Source organism: Microbispora sp. KK1-11, assembly GCF_006874435.1.
In the GTDB taxonomy this organism is placed as follows: domain Bacteria; phylum Actinomycetota; class Actinomycetes; order Streptosporangiales; family Streptosporangiaceae; genus Microbispora; species Microbispora catharanthi.
Window position 1 is genome coordinate 133,311 of record NZ_VIRJ01000016.1, and the last position, 21,338, is coordinate 154,648.

General features: G+C 70.0%; 20 protein-coding genes, 3 tRNA genes and 1 pseudogene. 16 read left to right on the plus strand and 8 right to left on the minus strand.

The features are described 5' to 3' along the window. Positions 1-162: 162 nt before the first annotated feature. Entirely contained in the window at positions 163-816 is a 654-nt protein-coding gene (locus tag FLW16_RS23070; protein WP_142562196.1) for an O-methyltransferase, read from the minus strand. A gap of 255 nt (positions 817-1,071) precedes the next feature. Between FLW16_RS23070 and cimA the strand changes: the two genes are divergently transcribed. From cimA to FLW16_RS23090, 4 genes are all read left to right on the plus strand, one after another. Next, positions 1,072-2,646 carry a citramalate synthase gene (gene cimA, locus FLW16_RS23075; RefSeq protein WP_142562197.1) on the plus strand — a complete coding sequence of 525 codons (1,575 nt, stop codon included), beginning with the start codon at positions 1,072-1,074 and terminating at the stop codon, positions 2,644-2,646. Positions 2,647-3,036: 390 nt separating this feature from the next. Beyond that, entirely contained in the window at positions 3,037-3,420 is a 384-nt protein-coding gene (locus tag FLW16_RS23080; protein ID WP_142562198.1) for a group 1 truncated hemoglobin, read from the plus strand. Further along, entirely contained in the window at positions 3,421-4,542 is a 1,122-nt protein-coding gene (locus FLW16_RS23085) for a globin domain-containing protein (RefSeq protein WP_142562199.1), read from the plus strand. Further along, positions 4,539-5,183 (plus strand): DivIVA domain-containing protein, encoded by a 645-nt coding sequence (locus tag FLW16_RS23090; RefSeq protein WP_142562200.1) that lies wholly within the window; start codon positions 4,539-4,541, stop codon positions 5,181-5,183. Before FLW16_RS23085 ends, FLW16_RS23090 begins: the two co-directional genes overlap by 4 nt. A 32-nt stretch (positions 5,184-5,215) precedes the next feature. On the opposite strand, the gene FLW16_RS23095 is transcribed toward FLW16_RS23090, so the two are convergent. Next, entirely contained in the window at positions 5,216-6,886 is a 1,671-nt protein-coding gene (locus FLW16_RS23095) for a heparinase II/III family protein (protein ID WP_142562201.1), read from the minus strand. Positions 6,887-7,116: 230 nt separating this feature from the next. Between FLW16_RS23095 and FLW16_RS23100 the strand changes: the two genes are divergently transcribed. Continuing rightward, positions 7,117-7,716, plus strand: a complete 600-nt coding sequence (locus tag FLW16_RS23100) for an HD domain-containing protein (protein WP_142562202.1) — start codon at positions 7,117-7,119, stop codon at positions 7,714-7,716. Positions 7,717-7,787: 71 nt separating this feature from the next. Here FLW16_RS23100 and FLW16_RS23105 read toward each other — a convergent pair whose 3' ends face one another. Next, positions 7,788-8,180 carry an antibiotic biosynthesis monooxygenase gene (locus FLW16_RS23105; RefSeq protein ID WP_260615488.1) on the minus strand — a complete coding sequence of 131 codons (393 nt, stop codon included), beginning with the start codon at positions 8,178-8,180 and terminating at the stop codon, positions 7,788-7,790. Positions 8,181-8,264: 84 nt separating this feature from the next. Here FLW16_RS23105 and FLW16_RS23110 point away from each other — a divergent pair, with 84 nt between their 5' ends. Together FLW16_RS23110 and gltX are read left to right on the plus strand one after the other, a co-directional pair. Next, complete coding sequence (locus FLW16_RS23110; RefSeq protein ID WP_142562204.1) at positions 8,265-9,035, plus strand: fumarylacetoacetate hydrolase family protein; 771 nt, start codon at positions 8,265-8,267, stop codon at positions 9,033-9,035. Positions 9,036-9,063: 28 nt separating this feature from the next. Next, the gene (gltX, locus tag FLW16_RS23115; protein ID WP_396686805.1) at positions 9,064-10,392 is read left to right on the plus strand and encodes a glutamate--tRNA ligase; all 1,329 of its coding nucleotides are present in this window, start codon (positions 9,064-9,066) and stop codon (positions 10,390-10,392) included. Here gltX and FLW16_RS23120 read toward each other — a convergent pair. Next, the gene (locus FLW16_RS23120) at positions 10,289-11,626 is read right to left on the minus strand and encodes an MATE family efflux transporter (RefSeq protein ID WP_185949558.1); all 1,338 of its coding nucleotides are present in this window, start codon (positions 11,624-11,626) and stop codon (positions 10,289-10,291) included. The genes gltX and FLW16_RS23120 overlap by 104 nt on opposite strands. Positions 11,627-11,681: 55 nt before the next feature. Here FLW16_RS23120 and FLW16_RS23125 point away from each other — a divergent pair, with 55 nt between their 5' ends. Next, the gene (locus FLW16_RS23125) at positions 11,682-12,221 is read left to right on the plus strand and encodes a PadR family transcriptional regulator (protein ID WP_142562207.1); all 540 of its coding nucleotides are present in this window, start codon (positions 11,682-11,684) and stop codon (positions 12,219-12,221) included. A gap of 3 nt (positions 12,222-12,224) precedes the next feature. Here the strand turns inward: FLW16_RS23125 and FLW16_RS23130 are convergent, their stop codons facing one another. Continuing rightward, entirely contained in the window at positions 12,225-14,207 is a 1,983-nt protein-coding gene (locus FLW16_RS23130; RefSeq protein WP_142562208.1) for a M3 family metallopeptidase, read from the minus strand. A 227-nt stretch (positions 14,208-14,434) separates the two neighbouring features. Between FLW16_RS23130 and FLW16_RS23135 the strand changes: the two genes are divergently transcribed. From FLW16_RS23135 to FLW16_RS23150, 4 genes and pseudogenes are all read left to right on the plus strand, one after another. Then, a tRNA-Gln gene (locus tag FLW16_RS23135) sits at positions 14,435-14,506 on the plus strand. Positions 14,507-14,549: 43 nt separating this feature from the next. Beyond that, a tRNA-Glu gene (locus FLW16_RS23140) sits at positions 14,550-14,622 on the plus strand. 13 nt (positions 14,623-14,635) lie between these two features. Further along, positions 14,636-14,708: transfer RNA gene (locus FLW16_RS23145), tRNA-Glu, on the plus strand. Positions 14,709-14,906: 198 nt separating this feature from the next. After that, positions 14,907-15,293: pseudogene (locus FLW16_RS23150) on the plus strand (ester cyclase); the annotation flags it as partial. On the opposite strand, the gene FLW16_RS23155 reads toward FLW16_RS23150, so the two are convergent. The 3 genes from FLW16_RS23155 to FLW16_RS23165 all read right to left on the minus strand — a co-directional run bounded on the left by FLW16_RS23155 (position 15,290) and on the right by FLW16_RS23165 (position 18,571). Continuing rightward, complete coding sequence (locus FLW16_RS23155) at positions 15,290-16,012, minus strand: MgtC/SapB family protein (RefSeq protein WP_396686801.1); 723 nt, start codon at positions 16,010-16,012, stop codon at positions 15,290-15,292. The pseudogene FLW16_RS23150 and the gene FLW16_RS23155 sit on opposite strands and share 4 nt — an antisense overlap. Positions 16,013-16,113: 101 nt before the next feature. Then, entirely contained in the window at positions 16,114-17,817 is a 1,704-nt protein-coding gene (locus tag FLW16_RS23160; protein WP_142562210.1) for a hypothetical protein, read from the minus strand. A gap of 37 nt (positions 17,818-17,854) precedes the next feature. Then, positions 17,855-18,571, minus strand: a complete 717-nt coding sequence (locus tag FLW16_RS23165) for an IclR family transcriptional regulator (protein WP_079312748.1) — start codon at positions 18,569-18,571, stop codon at positions 17,855-17,857. A gap of 140 nt (positions 18,572-18,711) precedes the next feature. Here FLW16_RS23165 and leuC point away from each other — a divergent pair, with 140 nt between their 5' ends. From leuC to FLW16_RS23185, 4 genes are read left to right on the plus strand one after another with little or no spacing between them, the layout of a single operon-like run. Further along, a complete protein-coding gene (leuC, locus tag FLW16_RS23170; protein ID WP_142562211.1) occupies positions 18,712-20,097 on the plus strand; it encodes a 3-isopropylmalate dehydratase large subunit in 1,386 nt (461 codons plus the stop codon). 32 nt (positions 20,098-20,129) lie between these two features. Then, the gene (leuD, locus tag FLW16_RS23175) at positions 20,130-20,717 is read left to right on the plus strand and encodes a 3-isopropylmalate dehydratase small subunit (RefSeq protein ID WP_142562212.1); all 588 of its coding nucleotides are present in this window, start codon (positions 20,130-20,132) and stop codon (positions 20,715-20,717) included. After that, on the plus strand, positions 20,696-20,956 hold the full coding sequence (locus tag FLW16_RS23180) for a hypothetical protein (RefSeq protein WP_142562213.1): 261 nt from the start codon (positions 20,696-20,698) through the stop codon (positions 20,954-20,956). The genes leuD and FLW16_RS23180 overlap by 22 nt, the downstream gene beginning before the upstream one ends. Before the next feature lie 53 nt (positions 20,957-21,009). Beyond that, positions 21,010-21,306: an HU family DNA-binding protein gene (locus FLW16_RS23185; protein ID WP_142562214.1), complete on the plus strand. Its 297-nt coding sequence runs from the start codon at positions 21,010-21,012 to the stop codon at positions 21,304-21,306. The last annotated feature ends 32 nt before the right edge of the window (positions 21,307-21,338 follow it).

Genomic DNA, 21,338 nt, shown 5'->3' on the forward strand with positions numbered 1-21,338 from the left:
TGCATCAGACGCTGCGTGATAAAGACGAGCCCCGGGCAAAGCGATCCGCTGATGCGAATCGCTTCGCGAGCGTACTCACCGAGAGGGCGCCGATCGTGTGTCCCGCGCCTCTATGGCGGGTTATTACGCCATCATTGCCGTACGTCCATTGAGATCTCGGGTTCAGTTCTTCCTGACGAGCGTGAGCCCGTCGGCGACGGTCAGGAGCACGCTCGTCACCCGGGAGTCGCGTGCGACGAGGTCGTTGAAGTGCCTCATCGCGGGCACGTTGCCGCCGGCCGCGGGATCGGTGATGTCGCCGTGCTGGAGCGTGTTGTCCACGGCGATCAGGCCGCCGGGCCTCAGCCGGGGCAGGATCTCCTCGTAGTAGACCGGGTAGCCCGCCTTGTCGGCGTCGATGAAGGCGAAGTCGAGGCTCTCGCCCGGCGGCATGGCCCGCAGCGTGTCCGCGGCCGGGCCGAGGCGCAGGTCGATGCGGTCGTCGAGGCCCGCCTTCTCCCAGTAGCGGCGGGCCACCGCCGTCCACTCCTCGCTCACGTCGCAGGCGATCAGGCGCCCGTCCGCGGGCAGGCCCCTGGCGATGCAGATCGACGAGTAGCCGGTGAAGGTCCCGACCTCGACGGCCCTCCTGGCACCGCTGAGCCGGACCAGCATGGTGAGCAGGGTGCCCTGCTCCGGCGCGATCTGCATGCTGATGCGGTCGCCCACCAGCCGGTGGGTCTCCTCGGCCAGGTCCGCGAGCAGGTCGTCGGGCGGGCTCGTGTGGGCCGCGGCGTACGCGGCGACGGCCGGTGTGGTGAAATTGGCAGCCTTCATGGCATCACACTAGATCGTCCAGCCCCCTGACCTGCGCGAACACTCTCCGATATCTCGTACTATGAGATCGATGTGCCAGAGGGTGACCGGCTGTGGCAAACTGCTCAGCACCATGTACTACGGTCTGCTCATTATCGGCAGGCGCGCCGGCTGAAGGACATCGCCGGCGCGCAGACCTCTCACGTCCGTGAGGGGTCTTTTTGTTTGGGCCGATAAGCGCGCGGCGAGACGCAACCCCGCGAAGGAGACACAGAGATGGCCGACGATCGTTTCCATGTGTACGACACGACGCTCCGCGACGGCGCCCAGCAGGAGGGGCTGAACCTCACGGTCGCCGACAAGCTGGCCATCGCGCGTCACCTGGACGGCCTCGGCGTCGGCTTCATCGAGGGCGGCTGGCCGGGCGCGAACCCCAAGGACACCGAGTTCTTCCGGCGGGCTCAGACCGAGCTCGACCTGAAGCACGCGCAGCTCGCCGCGTTCGGCGCGACCCGCCGGGCGGGCGTGAAGGCCGCCGACGATCCACTGGTTGCCGCGCTGCGCGAATCCGGCGCGCCGATCGTGACGCTCGTGGCCAAGAGCCACGACCGCCACGTGGAACTGGCCCTCCGCACCACGCTGGAGGAGAACCTCGCGATGATCCGCGACACGGTCTCCCACCTGGCCGCGGAGGGCCAGCGCGTCTTCCTCGACGCGGAGCACTTCTTCGACGGCTACCGCTCCAACCCCGCGTACGCGCTGGAGGTGCTGCGCACGGCCGCGGAGGCCGGGGCGTCGGTGATCGCACTGTGCGACACCAACGGCGGCATGCTCCCCGACGAGCTGGCCGACGTGGTGCACGAGGCGGCCGGCACCGGGGCCCGCATCGGCATCCACTGCCACGACGACACCGGCTGCGCGGTCGCCAACACGCTGGCCGCGGTGAAGGCCGGCGCCACGCACGTGCAGGGCTGCGCCAACGGGTACGGCGAGCGCTCCGGCAACGCCAACCTGTTCACGGTGGTGGCGAACCTCCAGCTGAAGCGGGGATTCGACCTCGTGCCGCCGCAGTCGCTGCGTGAGATGACCCGCATCGCCCACGCGATCACCGAGGTCACCAACGTCACGCCGAACTCCCACCAGCCGTACGTCGGGACGTCGGCCTTCGCGCACAAGGCGGGCCTGCACGCGTCGGCGATCAAGGTGGATCCGAACCTCTACCAGCACATCGATCCCGCCGAGGTCGGCAACGACATGCGCATGCTGGTCTCCGACATGGCCGGCCGCGCCTCGGTCGAGCTGAAGGGCCGCGAGCTGGGCTACGAGCTCACCGGCGAGCAGTCCAGGCAGCTGGTCGAGCGGGTCAAGGACCTGGAGGCCAAGGGGCACACGTTCGAAGCGGCCGACGCGTCGTTCGAGTTGCTGCTGCGCGACACGGTCGACGGCGAGCACCGGCGTTACTTCACGGTCGAGTCGTGGCGGGTGATCGTCGAGCGCCGTCCCGGCGGCGACGTGGTCAGCGAGGCGACCGTCAAGCTCCACGCGAAGGGCGAGCGGATCATCGCGACCGGCGAGGGGAACGGCCCGGTCAACGCGCTCGACAGGGCCGTGCGGCTGGCGCTGGAGAAGCTCTACCCCGAGCTGGCCGGGGTCGAGCTCATCGACTTCAAGGTCCGGATCCTGGAGGGCACGCACGGCACGGACGCGGTGACCCGAGTGCTGATCACCTCGAGCGACGCGACCGGCGAGTGGGCCACCGTGGGGGTGGGCGAGAACGTCATCGAGGCGTCGTGGCAGGCGCTGGAGCAGGCGGTGACGTACGGCCTGCTGCGGGCGGGGCACAGCGCCTGACCAGCCGCCGAGCCCTCCCGGAGGCGGGTACGAGTGGCGCTCACGTTGCGCTCGTGGATACTGTGGTTTTAGTGACATATAGTCTAGTTGGTGCTTAGATAGGCGAAGCTCCTGAGGCGGGCTTCGCCACGATCGGCGATCCCGACCGCGGTTCCAGCCTCAGCGCCCCGCTCTGGCTCAACGGAGGGTGAAGGCAAGAAGTATCTGCGCACTGAACCCTGTGCTGTCGCGGTGCCTGCCGTCGGCTCTGATCGTTCTATCGGAGGCGGCCGGCGCCGTGGGAGCCGAGCGACCGTCTGTCACCATGACCAGCCGCGTGACTGCGTGGAGTTCGAAAACTTTCGGCCCGCGGTCATCCCCCTCGCTGGTGCACCCGAAATGGGAGGGTCTGTGATCACCTCGCCGTCTTATTATGACCAGATCGGCGGCGCGCCAGTGGTGCGCGACGTCGTCGAGCACTTCTACGAGCGCGTGCTCGGCGACGACGATCTGAAGCCGTACTTCACCGGCATCGACATGCCCAGGCTGAAGCGGCACATGGTCATGCTGCTGTGCTCGGTCCTCGGCGGCCCCGAGACGTACGAGGGCCGTGACCTGGGCGAGGCCCACGCCGGCATGGGCATCACGTCGCAGCACTATGACAAGGTGGGCGAGCACCTGTTCGCGGTCCTGAAGGCCGGCGGCGTCGGCGAGGACATCCTGCGCGACGTCGGCCTCGTCCTCGCCAAGGTGAAGTCGTCCATCGTCGCCGATCCCGCGGAAACGGCAGACTGAGTGGATACGCAGGCTCTCAAGGACAGCTGGCACCTTGTCTCCCGGTCGGGCGACCAGGTGCCGCTGTACTTCTATTCGGTTCTTTTCCTGACGAACCCGGACGTGCGGGACATGTTCCCGGTGTCGATGGCACGCCAGCGCGACAAGCTCGTGGCCGCGCTTGGGAGTGTCATCAGCAACGTCGACCGGATCGAGGAGGTCGTCCCGGTCCTGCAGCAGCTCGGCCGCGACCACCGCAAGTTCGCGGTGGTCGCCGCGCACTACCCCGCCGTCGGTCAGGCGCTGCTCGCCACGCTCGAGCACTTCCTGGGCGACCGGTGGACTCCTCAGCTCGCGCACGACTGGACGGCGGCCTACAACCTGGTCGCCCAGGTCATGGTGGAGGCCGCCAACGACGCGTCGAAGACCTCCCCGCCCTGGTGGGAGGCCGAGATCATCGGGCACGAGATGCGCACCCTCGGCATCGCGGTCATCCGCGCCCGGCTGAACTACCAGTACCCCTTCCGTCCCGGCCAGTCGGCGTCGTTCTCCTACGCCATGCGCCCGCGCATCTGGCGGTTCTACTCGTTCGCCAACGCGCCACGTCAGGACAACACCATCGACCTGCACGTCCGCATGGTCGACGGCGGCGTGCTCAGCTCCGCGCTCGTCATGGGCGCGCGGCGGGGCGACATGCTGCGCGTGGGCGCGGCGGTGGGCGAACGGCTGACGCTCCCCCCGGACGTCCAGGGCGACCTGCTCATGATCGCGGGCGGCACCGGCCTCGCGCCGCTCAAGGCGCTCGTGGAGCAGATCGCCTACGAGGGCCCGACGCGCAGGGTGGACCTCGTCGTCGGCGCCCGGAACTCCAGGGAACTGTACGACTACGAGGCGCTGGCCAAGATGGCCGCAGAGCACCCCTGGCTCAACGTCGTGCCGGTCGTCTCCCACGACCCCTTCTATCGGGGCACCCGCGGCTACGCCGTGGACGTCGCGCTGCAGGGATGGCGTGGCCAGCACGTCTACGTCTGCGGCTCGGAGGAGATGGCGCAGGCCACCGTCGGACGGCTGCTTGACGCCGGCGTGCCCACCGAGCAGATCCACTTCGACGAGTTCACGAGCGACAAAGGTCGGGAGTCATGACGGCAGAGATGCCTTGGGGAAACCCCGCGGCCGAGCGCCAGCCCCTCACCCCGGATCGGGTACGCAAGCAGGAGTTCACGCGCACATCGCTCGGGCGCCGCGGCTACAGCGAGGACGAGGTGCGCTCGTTCCTCTATCGCGTCGCGGAGGACATGGCGGCCAGCGACAAGGAGAAGGCGGACCTGCGGGCGTACATCGACCGCATGAAGCAGTGGTACAAGGAACACGGCATGAACCCGGAACACGCCGCGCCCCAGACCCTGAACGTCGACGCCATCAACATCCTGTCCCGCGCCCAGCAGACCGCCGACGCGCAGATCGCGGAGGCGGAGGACTACGCGCGGCGCATCGTGAGCCAGGCCCGCCGGCAGTACGAGGAACTCCTGATGGAGGCGCAGCGGCAGGCGGAGGAGGCCGCCAACCAGGCGGTCGGCGCCTACCGCGCCTCGGGCAACGGGCTGCAGAGCGTCGAGGCCGAGGAGCTGGAGCGCAGGATCGCCTACCTGCGTACGTTCGCGGACGTCACGCAGGTGCAGTTGCGGGCGGTCCTGGAGGGGCTGGCCCACGAGGTCGACAAGCTCGGCCACGTGCCCGACCAGGCCAAGCAACTGGCAGGCGGCTCTCCGTCGGTGTACGGATAACCGCCCGCCACCCTCCTGTCGGGGGAGGAGGTCTACGACAGCGTGCCGGAAGAGCTCGCGCGAAGCGTGACAGAACCGGCCGGGGTGTGAACGATCAGAGTGCGTCCTGAGCAGCTGACCTCCGGCCGGTCGGTCCCGGGCACCACCACGGTCAGCAACGACTCCGCCACGGGCGAGACGATCACCGGAGCGGGCTCCTTGCGCATGTAACCCGGAGAGACCCAGCCCTGGTAGGGCGAGGTCTGCCCGCGCACCACCCGCTGGCCGCCGACGGGCTTGCACGACGGCATCGCGAGCTGGACGATCGACGCCTTCCACCCGCCGTCGCCCACCACGACCTGCCCGCCCGAGTCGGACACGACCTTCAGGGCGGGATCGAGGTGCCAGAGGTTCTGGAGCTTCCCGCCGCCGCTGTCGAGCACCGCCATCACGTCCTCGCGGTGGTTCACCAGCACCGACCGCTTGCGCGGCACGCCGTACGCCTTGTCGGTGAACGTGAACGCCTGCCGGTCCTTGTGCACGGACTTGGACACCAGGGCCGTGGGGGTGTGCCCGCGGAACTTCCTGCCCACGAGGATCGGCACGTTGTGGGCCTCCGGGCCCAGCGTCCACCGGCGATAGGGCGTGTTCTCGTACGAGACGAAGCCCGCCTCGGTGAGGATCGAGCGGCCCTGGGCGTAGTAGGTCACGCCCATGTGGTCCTCGTGGCCGTGGAACTTCAGCGCCGGCCCGAACCGGATGGAGTAGTAGGCCGACTTCGGGTCGTTCCAGGCGGTGCGGCCGAAGACGTATCCGGCGTTGAAGACCTGCACGGTCGAGTCGGCGTGGTCGAAGGCGGCCGGCTGGACGTCTGCGGGCCCGTCGCCGATCGGCACCATGTAGCCGTTGGGCTGGGTGGCGGCGCTGATGTGCCGCGGCAGGCTCTCCCAGCGGGTGGCCAGCGCCGCGGGGACCTTCATCTTGCAGTCCTTGATCGTGTCGACCGCCACCCTGAGCCGGTCGTGCACGTAGATGGCGTAACGCGGCGCCTGCTCGCGCAGCGCGCCCTGCCCGTCGATGTCGAGCTTCATCGACTTCACCATGCGGCTCACGGCGAGGTTCTTCCACTTCGGGTTCCCGTAGCGGCAGCCGATGCGCAGCAGGCCGATGTCCTGGTCGAGCCCGTGGTTGTGGCCGAGCTCGTAGTTCTTGGGGTTCGACAGCAGCTTCGCGTGCAGGGCCAGGCTGTTCTTCAGCCAGTCGGCCTTCACGTACCTGCTCAGGCACACCAGGGCCGGGGCGCGCAGCGCGATCGGGTGCTCGGCCCAGGCGTACGGGCTGGTCGTGCGCCCGCCGTACGGGTTGTCCTCGACCCAGTCCTTGGCGATCTCCACGGCCCGGCCGAGGTAGTCCTCCTCGCCGGTCGCCTCGTAGTCGGCCACGAGCCGGCCCATCCACCGCAGCGACTGGAACACCATCTGCCAGGACCTGTTCTTGTACGGGTCCACGCGCCAGTCGACGTCCTTGCCGACCGTGACCGCAGGCATGCCGAGGAAGGACAGCTTGCCGCTCATGACGTCACCGGAGGTGGGGGTGGCGGGAAGCCAGTCCCCCTGGCACTCGGGCGTGCGGTGCGGGGCCTGTGCCTGGGCGGGCGCGGCCACGGTGAGCGCGGTCAGCGGGAGAGCGGCCACCAGGGAGAGGGCTGAGAGGCGGCGGAACACGCCGGATTCCTTCCGAGATCGAATTGGGAGCCGCTCATGCTGTCCGAATTCTGGTGATCTGGTCAAGTCACTCTGGTTACAAGTGCACAACTGCTCACAAACAACCACCCGGATTGCCGGTCGCCGATCTCGTTCAGGGCAGCCTGCGCCCGTAGCGCTGGCCTGAATCGTGTGGGAAGTGGCCGTACGGCAGCTCGCGCCCGGCCGATCCGCTCTGCCAGCCTGAGGCCATGCCGGCTCCGTTCTCAGAGACGTTCCCCGAGACACCCGCCGCGGCGGCCGCGCTCGCCGTCGCCACCCGCTTCTGCCCGCCCGCGCTGCTCAACCACTCGATCAGGTCGTACCTGTGGGGCGCCGGCTACGCCCGGGCGCACGGGATCGGCTTCGACGACGAGCTGTACTACGTGTCCTCCCTGCTCCACGACATCGGGCTGACCGAGACCTTCGACAGCCACACGGTGCCGTTCGAGGAGGCGGGGGGACGTCTCGCCTGGGTCTTCGGCATGTCCGCCGGATGGTCGCCGGAGAGGTCCGCGCGGGCCGAGAAGATCATCGTCGTGCACATGCGCGACCCGGTCGCCGCGTCCGAGGACCCCGAGTCGCACCTGCTGCAGGTGGCCACGTCGTGGGACGTGTCCGGACAGCGGCCCGAGGAGTTCCCCGCGGACGCCCGGGCCGCCGTGCTCGCGCGTCATCCCCGGCTCGGGTTCGGCGCGGAGTTCCTCGCCGCCTTCGAGGAGCAGGCGCGGCGTAAGCCGGGCTGCGCGGCGGCCTGCTCCGTCACCGAGAACATCGGCGGCCGGATCGCCGCCAACCCGCTCGACGCCTGAACGGCCTCCCGGACGCCTGAGCGCCCCCGGTCACGCGCGACCGGGGGCGCTCAGGCGTCAGCGGGCCCGGCTCAGCCTTCCTTCTTGGGGCCGGTGCTCTCCACGACCTCGAAGCTCCACAGCTCCGAGCCGGTCGCGGCCGGGCCGCCCTGCCCGTGTCCGTGGCCGTGGCCCTGTCCCTGCCCGTGTCCGTGTCCGTGGCCCTGCGCGGCGGCCTCGGCGGCGGCCTGCGCGTGTCCCGCCTGGAACGCCCGGCTCTCCTGCCAGCGCCGGAAGTCCTCCTCGCTGCGCCAGCGCGTGTAGACGAGGTAACGGTCGCTGCCCTCCACCGGCCGCAGCAGCTCGAACCACTCGAACCCGTCGGCCGACTCCACCATCCCGGCCCGGTCGGCGAACCGCTTCTCCAGTTCGCGCCGCATCTCCTCGGGCACCGTCAGCACATTGATCTTCACGACCGAAGGCACATCGACTCCCCGTAGCGCTCGACTCCAACTGTCACCAGACCACCTTAAGTACGCCACCGTGGGATACGGCACTAGGCTCGTGACGTGCGTATCGCGAGGTTCTCGATGGGCGACCAGGTCGCCTTCGGTGTGGTGGAAGAGGGCGGGCAGGTCATCGCCCGCGTCGGCGGCCATCCCTTCGGCGGGGTGGAGTTCACCGGCGAACGGTTCCCGGTGGCCGAGGTCCGCCTGGTCGCCCCCATGCTGCCCAGCAAGATCATCGCTATCGGCAAGAACTACGCCGACCACGCCAGGGAGATGGGCGGCGAGCCCCCGGCGGAGCCGGTCGTGTTCCTCAAGCCCAGCACGACCGTGATCGGGCCGTCGGAGGCGATCGCGTACCCGGGGAAGCTGTCGGAGCGGGTCGACTATGAAGGCGAGCTGGCCGTGGTGATCGGCCGGCTGTGCCGTGACGTCCCCGCAGAGCGCGCGGGCGAGGTCGTCTTCGGATACACCTGCGCCAACGACGTGACCGCACGCGACCTGCAGGCCAAGGACGGCCAGTGGACCAGGGCCAAGGGCTTCGACACGTTCTGCCCGCTCGGTCCCTGGATCGAGACCGACCTCGATCCGGCCGACCTGGCGATCACCACCACGCTCAACGGCGAGGTCAGGCAGAGCGCCCGCACCTCCCTCCTGCTGCACGACATCCCCGCGCTCATCGCGTACGTGAGCGCGGTCATGACCCTGCTGCCCGGCGACGTCATCCTGACCGGCACGCCCGCCGGGGTGGGCCCGATGTCCGTGGGCGACGAGGTCGGCGTCTCCATCGAAGGAATCGGAACTCTCACTAACCGGGTGATCTCACGTGACTAGGGTGCGCTTCGCCCCTTCGCCCACCGGCATGTTCCACGTCGGCGGCGCCCGCTCGGCGCTGTTCAACTGGGCGATCGCCGAGCAGTCCGGCGGCACGTTCGTGCTGCGCATCGAGGACACGGACGCGGCACGCAACCGGCCCGAGTGGACCGAGGGCATCATCTCGGCCCTCGCCTGGATCGGCATCAACGGCGACTCGCCGCACTTCGAGGGGCCCTACTTCCAGTCCGCCTACGAGCAGCAGCACCGCGACGCCGCGGCGAAGCTGCTCAAGGACGGCAAGGCCTACCACTGCACCTGCACGCGCGACGACGTGAAGGCCAGGACCGGCTCGGAGCACCAGGGCTACGACGGCCACTGCCGCGACCGCGGCCTGACCGAGGGCGCCGTGCGGTTCCGTACGCCCGACGAGGGCGTGACGGTCGTGGACGACAAGGTCCGCGGGCGGGTGGAGTTCCCCAACTCGGCGATGGAGGACTTCGTCATCGTCCGCGGGGACGGCTCGCCGCTGTTCATCCTCGCCAACGTCGTGGACGACATGGAGATGCGGATCAGCCACGTCGTACGGGCCGAGGAGCACCTGTCGAACACGCCCAAGCAGCAGCTTCTGTGGAAGGCGCTCGGCGCGGAGCCGCCGGTCTGGGCACACGTGCCGGTGATCGTCAACGAGAAGCGGCAGAAGCTGTCCAAGCGCCGCGACAAGGTCGCCCTGGAGTCCTACCGCGACGAGGGCTACCTCGCCGAGGCGATGGTCAACTACCTCATGCTGCTCGGCTGGGGGCCCGGCGACGACCGCGAGATCATGCCGTGGTCGGAGATGATGCCGCTGTTCCGCCTGGAGGACGTGAACCAGGCGCCGGCGTTCTTCGACGAGAAGAAGCTGCGGGCCTTCAACGGCGAGTACATCCGGGCGCTGCCCCGCGCGGTGTTCATCGCCCGCTGTGAGCCGTGGCTCGACCCGTCCTGGGACCGCTCGGTGTTCGACCGCGTGGCCGACCTGGTGCAGACCCGGGTCGCCGTGCTGTCCGAGGTCACCGCCAACGTCGACTTCCTGTTCCTCGACGAGCCCGTCTTCGACCAGGCGTCCTGGGACAAGGCGATGAAGGCGGGGGCGGCCGAGATCCTGGCCGGGTACGCCGAGCGGCTGGAGACGGTCAGCTGGGACCCCGAGTCGCTCAAGACCGCCCTGGAGGAGGTCGGCCTCGCCTACGGGCTCAAGCTCGGCAAGGCGCAGGCGCCCGTACGCGTGGCGATCACCGGCCGGACCGTGGGCCTGCCGCTGTTCGAGTCGATCGAGGTGCTCGGCCGCGAGCGCTCGCTCGACCGGGTGCGCGCGGCCCTCGCCAGGCTGGCCTGAGCAGGCCGAGCGACAGCGCGGCGCCGGCGGCCATGGCCAGCCAGATCCCTGTGGGTCCCATCCGGGAGCCGAGCAGGAAGGCCAGGGGCAACTGGACGGCGAAGCCCGCCAGCGTCGCCGCGAGCAGGCCGGCGCCCCGCCCGCCGGCCTGCAGGACGCCGCCGACGGCGATCAGGCCGCCGAAGGGCACGAGGTAGAGCGGCATGCAGCGCAGGAACCACACGGCCTGCGCGGCCACCGCGGGGTCGGCGGTGAACGGGCCCACGGCCGCCGGGGCGAGCGCGTTCAGCACGAGCGAGGCGGCCAGCCCCGCGGCCAGGCCGTACCGCAACACGGGAACGGCCTGATCACGTCGTGAAGGCGGGCCGTCCGCCCCGCCGGCGCGCGAGGTACTGATCATCGCCGCCTGGCGGAGGGCGTAGAAGGACATCACCCCCGCCATCATGATCTTCAGGCCGATGCCGTAGCCGGCGAGCGCGGCCACGCCGTGCCGGCCGACGATCCCGGCGAGCGCCATGCCCACCAGGGCGCGGGCGAGGAAGTCGCCGGACATGGGCAGCCCGGTGCGCAGGATCGCCGCCGAGTCCGCGCGGTTCGCCGAGGCCTTCTCCGTCCCCCTCCCCGCGGCCGGCCGCCGGGCGAGCAGGAGGGCGGACACGGCCAGCGTGGCCAGGCGGGCCGCCACCGTGGCCAGCGCGGCTCCCCGGACGCCCAGGCCGAGCCCGTAGATCAGCAGCGGGTCCAGGCCGATCACCAGGGCGTTGCACAGCAGGGCGGTCCGCATCGGCGTCCGGGTGTCGCCGAGGCCCTTGAAGATCCCGTCGACGAGGTTCTGGGCGAAGAAGACGGGGATCCCGGCGAACGCCACCGCGTAGTAGCCCGCGGTCAGCTCCACCGTGACGGGATCGCCGGTGAACAGGCGGGCGACCGGCTCGCGCAGCAGCACGCCGGGCACCGCCACGGCCACGGCGAACACGCCCAGCAGCAGCCAGGCCGTACGGATGACCGGGGCCAGCGGGACACGACCGTCGCGCCGTCCGATCAGGACCGTCGTGCCGGTCCCGACACAGAGGATCACACCGAGGGCCAGGTTCTCGGTCGTGGTGGCGACCGTGACCGCGGCGACGGCTTCGCTGCCGAGTCCGGACACCCACAGCGTGTCGATCAGGCCGACGGCCACGACGGCCGTCAGGAGTTCGACGTAGACGGGCAGGGCGAGTCTGATCAGTCTCATGCGCATACCTCTAATCGAGCTATATCGATTAGAGGTATAACGATACGATGCCGCCGTGGCAAGCGGTGACCTGGCGCTGACGATCCTCGGTTTCCTGGACGAGGAGTCCATGCACGGATACGAGCTCAAGCAGCGGATCGCCGGGCTGAGCGGGCACGTCCGGCCGGTCAGCGACGGCGCGCTCTACCCGGCGATCGCCCGGATGGAGGCCGCCGGTCTCCTGGAGCGGCACGAGGAGGAGGGCTCCGGCGCGGCCAGGCGCCAGGTGCTCTCGATCACCGCGCGGGGGCGGGAGGAACTGCTCAGGCGGCTGCGTGAGCCGTCGGACGTCGAGATCAGCGACCAGGCGAGGTTCTTCACGTTGCTGGCGTTCCTGTCCCGGCTGCCCGACGCCGAGGACCAGGTGCGGGTGCTGCGCCGGCGGCTGGCCTTCCTGGAGACGCCGGCGAGCTTCTTCTACCGCGGCGGAAGGCCCCTCAGGGCCGAGGAGACGCCCGATCCCTTCCGCCGCGGCATGATGCTCGTCGCCCGGGCCGTGACCGCCGCGGAGAAGGACTGGCTCAGGCAGGCCATCTCCACGCTCACCCGGTCGTGACCGTCACAGCAGCCCGCGGCGGTCCAGCAGGGGAGTGATCTCCGGGTCGCGGCCGCGGAAGTCGCGGAACGCCGTCATCGAGTCGACGCTGCCGCCCCGGGACAGCAGGGCCCGGCGGAAGGTGTCGCCGTTCTCCCGGCGCAGCCCGCCGTTCTCGTTGAACCACTCGACGGTGTCGGCGTCGAGGACCTCACTCCAGATGTAGGAGTAGTAGCCGGCGCTGTAGCCGCTCGCCCAGATGTGGGCGAAGTACATGCTCCGATACCGCGGGGGGACGGCCGGCAGGTCCACCCCGGCCTCCCGCAGCGCCCGCCTCTCGAACTCCTCCACGTCCTCCTCGCCGTCGTACGCCGTGTGCCACGCCCAGTCGAGCAGGGTGGCGGCCAGGTACTCCAGCGTGGCGAAGCCCTGGTTGAACTTCTGCGTCTCCAGCATCCGGTCGACGAGGTCCTGCGGCATCGGATCGCCCGTCTCGTGGTGCCTGGCGTACTCGGCCAGGATCTCCGGGTGGGTCGCCCACATCTCGTTCACCTGGGAGGGGTACTCGACGAAGTCGCGCGGCACGGCCGTGCCGGAGAAGCGGGGGTGGCGCACGTCGGAGAACAGCCCGTGCAAGGCGTGCCCGAACTCGTGGAACATGGTGTTGACCTCGTCGAACGTCATCAGGGTCGGCTCGCCCTTGACGATGTTGAGGTTGTTGACCACCACCGGCCTGGTGCCCTCCAGGCCCGACTGCTTCACCAGGCTGTTCATCCACGCCCCGCCCCGCTTGGAGGCCCTGGCGTGGAAGTCGCCGAGGAACAGGCCCAGCGGGGAGCCGTCCTCGTCGCGCACCTCGAAGACCCGCACCTCCGGGTGGTAGCCGTGCAGGTCGGAGCGCTCGTGGAAGGTGACGCCGTACAGGCGTGAGGCCGCGGTGAAGACGCCCTTCTCCAGCACCGTGTTCAGCTCGAAGTACGGCCGCATGCGCCGGCTGTCGATGTCGTAGCGGGCCTTGCGCACCTTCTCCGAGTAGAACGCCCAGTCCCACGGCTGGATCGGGTGGCCGGCGATCTCCTCCAGGTCCGCCTGCTCCTTGCGCGCGTTGGCGACGGCGGGCGGCACGAGCCGGTCGAGCATCTCGGTGACCGCCCGGGTCGTGCCCGCCGTCTGGTCGGCCAGGACGTACTCCGCGTGGTTCCCGTAGCCCAGCAGCCGAGCGCGCTCCCGGCGCAGGACCGCGATCTCCTTGATCAGCTCGGCGTTCGCCGCGCCCCGCCCGACCGAGGCCCGGTGGATCCGCTCACGCAGGGACCGGTTGGTCAGCTCGGCCAGGGTGGGCTGGCCGGTGGGCAGGACCAGCGTGATCAGATACTTGCCGTCCAGTCCGCGCTCCCTGGCCTGGTCGGCGAGCCCCTGGATCGCGTCCTGCGAAAGCCCGTCGAGTTCGGCCACGTCCTCGACCACCACCGCCCGCTCGTTGGTGTCGGCGAGCAGGTTCTGCTGGAAAGCCGTCCCCAGGGCCGACAGCCGCTCGTTGATCTCCCTTAGCCGGGCCTGGTCCTGCGCGCCCAGGGTGGCGCCCGCACGGGTGAAGTCGGTGAGGTAGCGCTTCAGCAGCCACCGCTGCTCCTCGCCGGCCGCCTCGACCGCCTGGATGCGCGCGAAGAGCCTGGCGTTGAGGTGGATCGCGTCGGCGTGCTTGGCGAGCTTCGGCGTGACGTCCTTCTGGATCTCCTGGATGCCTGGCGTCGTGTCGGAGGACGCCTGGTTGAAGAACACCGCGGAGACCCGTTCGAGCAGGGCGCCGGACCTCTCCAGCGCCTCGATGGTGTTCTCGAAGGTCGCGGGCTCCGGGCTCTCGGCGATCGCCTCGACCTCCGCGAGTTGCTCGGCCATGCCCTGCTCGAACGCCGGCGCGTAGTGCTCCTCCCTGATCTCCTGGAAGGGGGGCAGCCCGTAGGGCAGGGTGCTCGGGCTGAGGAAGGGGTTCGCGGCCGAGGTCATGGCTGGCGGCTCCTCACGTGGTGCGGGCGTTTGTCCCAGCCTCGCACAGGAGGAACGGCCCCGCATGCAGGAGGATCGGCGCCCTCCGTACGGAGGGATCGGACCCTTCGCGCGGGGGATCGGATCACGAGATCGCGAGGCGCGCCGCAATCGTTTTGGTAGTGGGTCGCAAGCTGGGCTATTCTTTCGGAGTCGCAAGCGGGAGCCGCGAGGCCCCCGCAAGCAGATGGGGTATGGGGTAATTGGCAGCCCGACGGATTCTGGCTCCGTTAGTCTAGGTTCGAGTCCTGGTACCCCAGCTGGATCCCCCCAAGGGATTCTGCTGGAAACAGCGCAGTGCAAGGTCCCGTCGTCTAGTGGCCTAGGACGCCGCCCTCTCAAGGCGGTAACGGCGGTTCGAATCCGCTCGGGACTACTTCACTGCACTCGGCTCCGTCGTCTAGTGGCCTAGGACGCCGCCCTCTCAAGGCGGTAGCGCCGGTTCGAATCCGGTCGGGGCTACATCTTCGAGAACCCTCGGCACCTCCCTGTGCCGGGGGTTTTCGCCGTTACGTGGACGCCGCGCCCTGCTCATGGCCCGCTGCGCGGGCGCGAATCCGGTCCTCGAACCGCCGCCGCCTACGCTGGGAAGTGACCGGACGGGGGTGACGGACGCGGTGACACGGGCACGGGAGGTCATGGACCAGTTGGCATGGTGCTTTCGACGCCCATGACGTCGAAAGCGCGGTGCGGCTGTTCCATCCGCGGTGCGCCCTCGTGGGCCCGTGGGGCACGGCGGACGGGCGCGCGGAGGTCGCGTCGTATCTGGAGGATTTCTTCGCCGCCTTTCCGGATTCTCACCGCTCGACCTGGCGCCAGATCGACGTCGACGACTACGCGATCAACGAGGTGACGCTGACCTGCACGCACAAGGGTCCGCTGCTGTTGCCGAACGGTGAGGAGGTCCTCGCGACGGGGCGTCGCGTCCACCTGCGCACCTGCGAGATCATCACTGCCGAGGACGGCCTCGTGATCAGCTTTCAGTCCTACTTCGACCAGTTGGAGCTGCTCGCGCAGCTCGGGCTCTACCCGCCGCCCGCCGCTTAGAAATGCTGGGCGTTGGCGTCGTCGCAGGAGACGGTGAGCACGCCCTCGATCTCGGCCAGCCTGCTCGTGAGGTCCCCGATCGAGCCCGGGCCGTGGATCAGCAGGGTGACCGTGACCGTGCCGGTGTCCTGGCTCCGGCCGGGCTGCTCCAGCGACAGCTCGTCGACCACGAAACGGCGGCCCGTGCACTCGGCCAGGGCCTGGCGCAGCACGCCCCGGCCGTCCGCGTACGCCAGGCGCAGCCGCGACTGGGCGTGCCTGGAGCGGGGGAGCCGGGCGGCCAGCGGGGTGAGCCCCAGCATCACGACGAAGTTCCCCACCGTGGCCAGGACGGCCAGCAGCCACAGGCCCGCTCCCGCGGCCATGCCGACTCCGGCGGTGAGCCACACGGCGGCGGCGGTGGTGAGCCCCTTGACCGCGTCGCGGCGTACGAAGATCAGCCCGCCGCCGATGAAGCCGATGCCGGAGACGATCTGGGCCGCCACCCGCGACGGATCGAGCACCACGGAGCCGCCGAGGACGTCGGAGAAGCCGTGCTTGGACACGAGCATGAACAGCGCGGCGCCGAACCCCACCAGCGTGTGGGTGCGGAGCCCGGCGCTCTTCTGCCGGATCTCCCGCTCCAGCCCGATGGCCGCCGACAACACGAGCGCGATGGCGAGGTCCACGGCCGGCTGCCACCACGCCACAGGGCTCACCATGAGTGAGATCGGCGTCACGCGACCAGACTAAGTCCGCACGGCCGATTCGGTCATCCTGTCGTGACCGCGGTGGCGTCGAGGCCGGGCCGGACGCCGCCGTCCCGGCCTCGACGACGCCGCTAGCGTCCCGACCGCGCCTTGAACAGCGCCCGCTTGGCGGCCTTGACCACCTGCTTGTCCGGGTGGGTCTCGCCGATGAGGTCCAGCAGCTCCTCGATGTGGGGGTGGTGGACCTTCCAGATCACGTCGAGCAGACCGATGAGCGTCTGCGCCGGGCCGATGTCGTGCAGGCTGGACACGAACTCCGGCCGGCCGAGCCCGGCGGAGATCGTCCACATGTCGAGGATCAGCCAGTGGGTGTCCGCCTGGGTCGGCTCCGGGGCGTCCTCGACGTCCATCTGCGTCAGGTGCGTCGCGGCGTACGGCCGCAGCGAGGGCTCCTTCAGCGCCTCCCGCCAGGCGGGGATGGCGGCCTCGCCCAGGGAGCCCACCAGGCTGGCGGCCTGGACCCGCACGAGGGCGTCCGCCTCCTCCTCGGCGGCGGCTTCGAGCAGCTCGGAGGCGGCCCGCGCCGAGTCGCGCAGGGCGAGCCAGGCGGCGAACTCCTCGTCGGCCTCCTCCTCGGACATGTCGGCGCTGAACGACAGCAGGTCGAGCGCGGTCATGGCGTCGATCGCGGGCCGGGCGTCGATCTCGATGTCCTCGTCGTCCAGCAGGTGGACGAGGCCCTCCGTGCCGAGCGGCGTCAAGGTCACCGCGTCGCCCTCGACGGTGACCATGCCGTAGCCGGTCAGCCAGGCGAGCACGGAGGCGAGCGGGTCGCCGGCCGCGGCCCAGGCGTCGGCGCCCAGGTCGTCGTACTCCGCCGCGGCCTCGGCCAGCTCCTCGCGCAGCGAGGACACCGGCCGCGTGCCGCCGGCCAGCAGCACGCGGATCAGCAGCGCGCGGGTCAGGCCGGACAGGGCCAGCGTGAGGTCGTCGTCGTCCAGCTCCGGGTCGCCGTAGTCCAGCGAGTGGAGGCCGAGCATCCAGGCGTCCAGGACGTCGTCGTCGTCCTCGAAGGGCCAGGCGGAGGTGTCGGAGTCCACGCTGACCGTGTCGTCGCCGTCGGGGGCGAGGAACTCCAGGTCGATCGCGAGGTTCCACAGGTTCCAGATGTTGCGCGCGTCGGGCAGGCCGAGCGTGCGCACCGCCTCGTCCACCTCGGATTCGGTGAGCAGCGTCTCCTCGCCCACCTTGCGCCCGGTGCCGACCCACAGAGCCAGATCGCGGGCCTGCGCGATGAGCGTCACCCGGCGGGCGGCCTCGGCCAGCTCGGTGTCGGGACGCAGCCGGATCGTGGGCAGGGCGCCGATCTCGTCGGCGAACGGCTCGAAGTCGCCGAGGCCCTCGTCGGCCTCGTCCTCGTCGAGCTCGTCCTCCTCCTCGTCCCAGTCGCGCTCCGCGATGGTGTCCTCCATCGTGTCCACGAAGTCGTCCTCGACCTCGTCCAGCTCCGCGAGCAGGGTCTCCAGGGACGCCGAGCCCGGCGAGAGCCGCCCGGTGGACGACAGGAACGTCAGGTAGGCCCGGACGGCCGGGATCATGCCGTCCGCGGCGGCGTCGGGGTCCTCGACCACCTGGGGAATGCGCTCCAGCAGGACCGTCCGCAGGTCGCCGCGCTTCCACAGCCCGACGTCGTCGCGGGCGATCAGGCGATGCCACAGGGCGACGGGGCCCACGAGGTCGGGGTCGCTGCCGGGTGCGTTGTCCGGCGCCCAGAGGATGAATTCTTGGAGCAGGGGACGCAGTTCAGCGGCGGCTGCCTCGATGCGGTCTGTCACCCCGCCAGCCTAGGGCTATCGGGACACCGCTCTCCAATCAGTTCGCGCGGCGCATCGCTTCGGTTATCCGCTCGGCGGCGGCGACGACGGGGGCGGCGTGCATCCGGCCGGGCGTACGGGTCAGCCGCTCTATGGGACCGGACACGGAGACCGCGGCGATCACCTTGCCTCCGGCGCCGCGGATGGGCGCGGAGACGCTCGCCACGCCCTGCTCGCGCTCGCCGACGCTGTGCGCCCAGCCCCTCCTGCGTACGCTCGCGAGCGTGGCGGCGGTGAACTTGGCGCCCCGCAGGCCGCGGTGCAGCCGGTCGGGCTCCTCCCAGGCGAGCAGGATCTGCGCGGCGGACCCCGCGGTCATGGGCAGCGCGGAGCCGACCGGCACGGTGTCGCGCAGTCCGCTGGCGCGCTCGGCGGCGGCCACGCAGACCCGCTCGTCACCCTGGCGCCGGTAGAGTTGAGCGCTCTCCCCGGTGAGGTCGCGAAGCTGGGTGAGCACCGGCCCGGCGACGGCGAGCAGCCGGTCCTCGCCCGCGGCGGTGGACAGTTCCGACAGGCGGGGTCCGAGGATGAACCGGCCCTGCGTGTCGCGGGAGACGATGCGGTGGTGCTCCAGCGCGACGGCCAGCCGGTGGGCCGTCGGCCTGGCCAGACCGGTGGCCTGGACGAGCTGTGCCAGGGAAGCGGGGCCCGCCTCCAGGGCGTTGAGTACGAGAACCGCCTTGTCGAGTACTCCGACCCCGCTAGAGTTGTCCATACCCCGATACTGCCGTCTCGCCATACGAGATGCAAACGCAATGTTGGGAATCAGCAGATACAGTGTCCATATCCCGATATTTCCGTCTCATGATGAGAGACACGACCGCGGGGGTCTGAACGCGAGGAGGCGTCACAACCATGGGTCGCACACTGGCTGAGAAAGTCTGGGAGCAGCACGTCGTACGCCGTGCCGAAGGTGAACCCGACCTGCTCTACATCGACCTGCACCTCATCCACGAGGTGACCAGCCCGCAGGCGTTCGACGGCCTGCGCATGACCGGCCGCACCGTGCGCCGTCCCGACCTCACGATCGCCACCGAGGACCACAACGTCCCGACCGTGCTCGGACCGATCTCCGACCCGGTGTCCCGCACCCAGGTCGAGACGCTGCGCAAGAACGCCGCGGAGTTCGGCATCCGCCTGCACCCGATGGGCGACGCCGGTCAGGGCGTGGTGCACATCATCGGCCCGCAGTTCGGGCTCACCCAGCCCGGCATGACGATCGTCTGCGGCGACTCGCACACCTCGACCCACGGGGCGTTCGGCGCCATCGCGTTCGGTATCGGGACCTCCGAGGTCGAGCACGTGCTGGCCACCCAGACGCTGCCCGCCTACCGGCCCAAGACGATGGCCATCGAGGTCAAGGGCGAGCTGCCGGTCGGCGTGACCGCCAAGGACCTGATCCTGGCGATCATCGCGAAGATCGGCACCGGCGGCGGCCAGGGCTACATCGTCGAGTACCGGGGCGAGGCCGTGCGCAAGCTCTCCATGGAGGGCCGCATGACCGTCTGCAACATGTCGATCGAGGCCGGCGCGCGAGCGGGCATGATCGCCCCCGACGAGACCACGTTCGAGTACCTGCGCGGCCGTCCCCACGCGCCCACCGGCGAGGCCTGGGACCGGGCCGTCGAGTACTGGAAGACGCTGCGCACCGACGACGACGCCGAGTTCGACAAGGTCGTGGAGATCGACGCCTCGGCCCTCACGCCGTTCGTCACGTGGGGCACCAACCCGGGCCAGGGCGCGCCGCTCGGCTCCGCCGTGCCGTCGCCCGAGCAGTTCGCCGACCCCGTCGAGCGGGCCGCCGCCGAGCGGGCGCTGGAGTACATGGGCCTGGCCGCGGGCACGCCGCTGCGCGACATCCAGGTGGACACCGTCTTCGTCGGCTCCTGCACCAACGGCCGCATCGAGGACCTGCGGGCCGCCGCCGAGATCCTGCGCGACCGCAAGGTGGTCACCCGCACGCTGATCGTCCCGGGCTCCATGGGAGTCAAGAAGGCGGCCGAGGAGGAGGGCCTGCACGAGGTCTTCAAGGCGGCCGGGGCCGAGTGGCGCGAGGCCGGCTGCTCGATGTGCCTGGGCATGAACCCCGACACCCTGAAGCCGGGCGAGCGCAGCGCCTCGACCTCCAACCGCAACTTCGAGGGCCGCCAGGGCAAGGGCGGGCGCACCCACCTGGTTTCGCCGCAGGTGGCGGCCGCGACCGCGGTGACCGGCCGGCTGACCGCCCCCGCCGACCTCTAGTCCGCCCGCCTCAGTCCCAGGAAGAGATCATCATGGATGCCTTCACCACTCACACCGGCCGGGCCGTACCGCTGCGCCGCAGCAACGTGGACACCGACCAGATCATCCCGGCGGTCTGGCTGAAGCAGGTCAGCCGTACGGGCTTCGAGAAGGGCCTGTTCGCCGCCTGGCGCGAGGACCCGTCCTTCGTGCTGAACGACCCGGCGTACGAGGGCGCGTCGATCCTGGTGTCCGGGCCCGACTTCGGCACCGGCTCCTCGCGTGAGCACGCCGTGTGGGCCCTGCAGCAGTACGGCTTCCGCGTCGTGATCGCCTCGCGGTTCGGCGACATCTTCCGCAACAACTCCACGAAGATGGGCCTGCTGCCGGTCATCCTGCCCGAGGACGTGGTCGAGCGCCTGCAGGACGCGGCCGAGGCCGACCCGAAGACGGAGATCACCGTCGACCTGGTGGAACGCCAGGTGCGCTCGGGCGACCTGGTGGCCTCGTTCGAGATCGACGACTACACGCGCTGGCGGCTGATGGAGGGCCTCGACGACATCGGGCTGACCCTGCGTCACGCGGACGCCATCGAGGAGTACGAGAATGGACGGCAGCCATGGCTGCCGACGACCGTCTGAACGATCTTCAGGCCGGAGATGAGCTGCTGGCGCGGCGACTGCGTGATGCGCACCGCCGCGTCAGGGCGTTAGCCTTACCACAGGAGGAGCAGGCCCGCCTGGCGCGACGGCTGCTTGCTATCTGTGACGTGGCAAAGCGGGACATAGCCCATGCGGCCGCCCGGCTGGACGCCTTCATCGCCTATCTGGACGGCACATTCGACACGCCGAGCAGGCGAAACATGCCCCCCGGTGATTGAAGTCCCGCGACCTCGTCCCCTAATTTCAAGCGCGTAAGGGGGAGGAAACCGAAATGAACAAGAAAGAACTCGTCGACGCGATCACGGATCGTGTCGGCGACAAGAAGACGGCGACCGAAGCCGTCAACGCCGTCCTCGACGCCATCCAGAGCGCTGTGGCGAGCGGGGACAAGGTGTCGATCACCGGCTTCGGCGCCTTCGAGATGGTGCACAAGCCGGCTCGTACGGCCCGCAACCCTTCCACCGGGGATCCGATCAAGGTGGAGGAGAGCTGGGCGCCCAGGTTCCGCCCCGGCGCGGACTTCAAGGAGCAGGTCAACGCGGGTGGCAAGGCTGCCAAGAAGAAGTAGCCGGCCCCACCCCGCACCAGTGGACGGCGCTC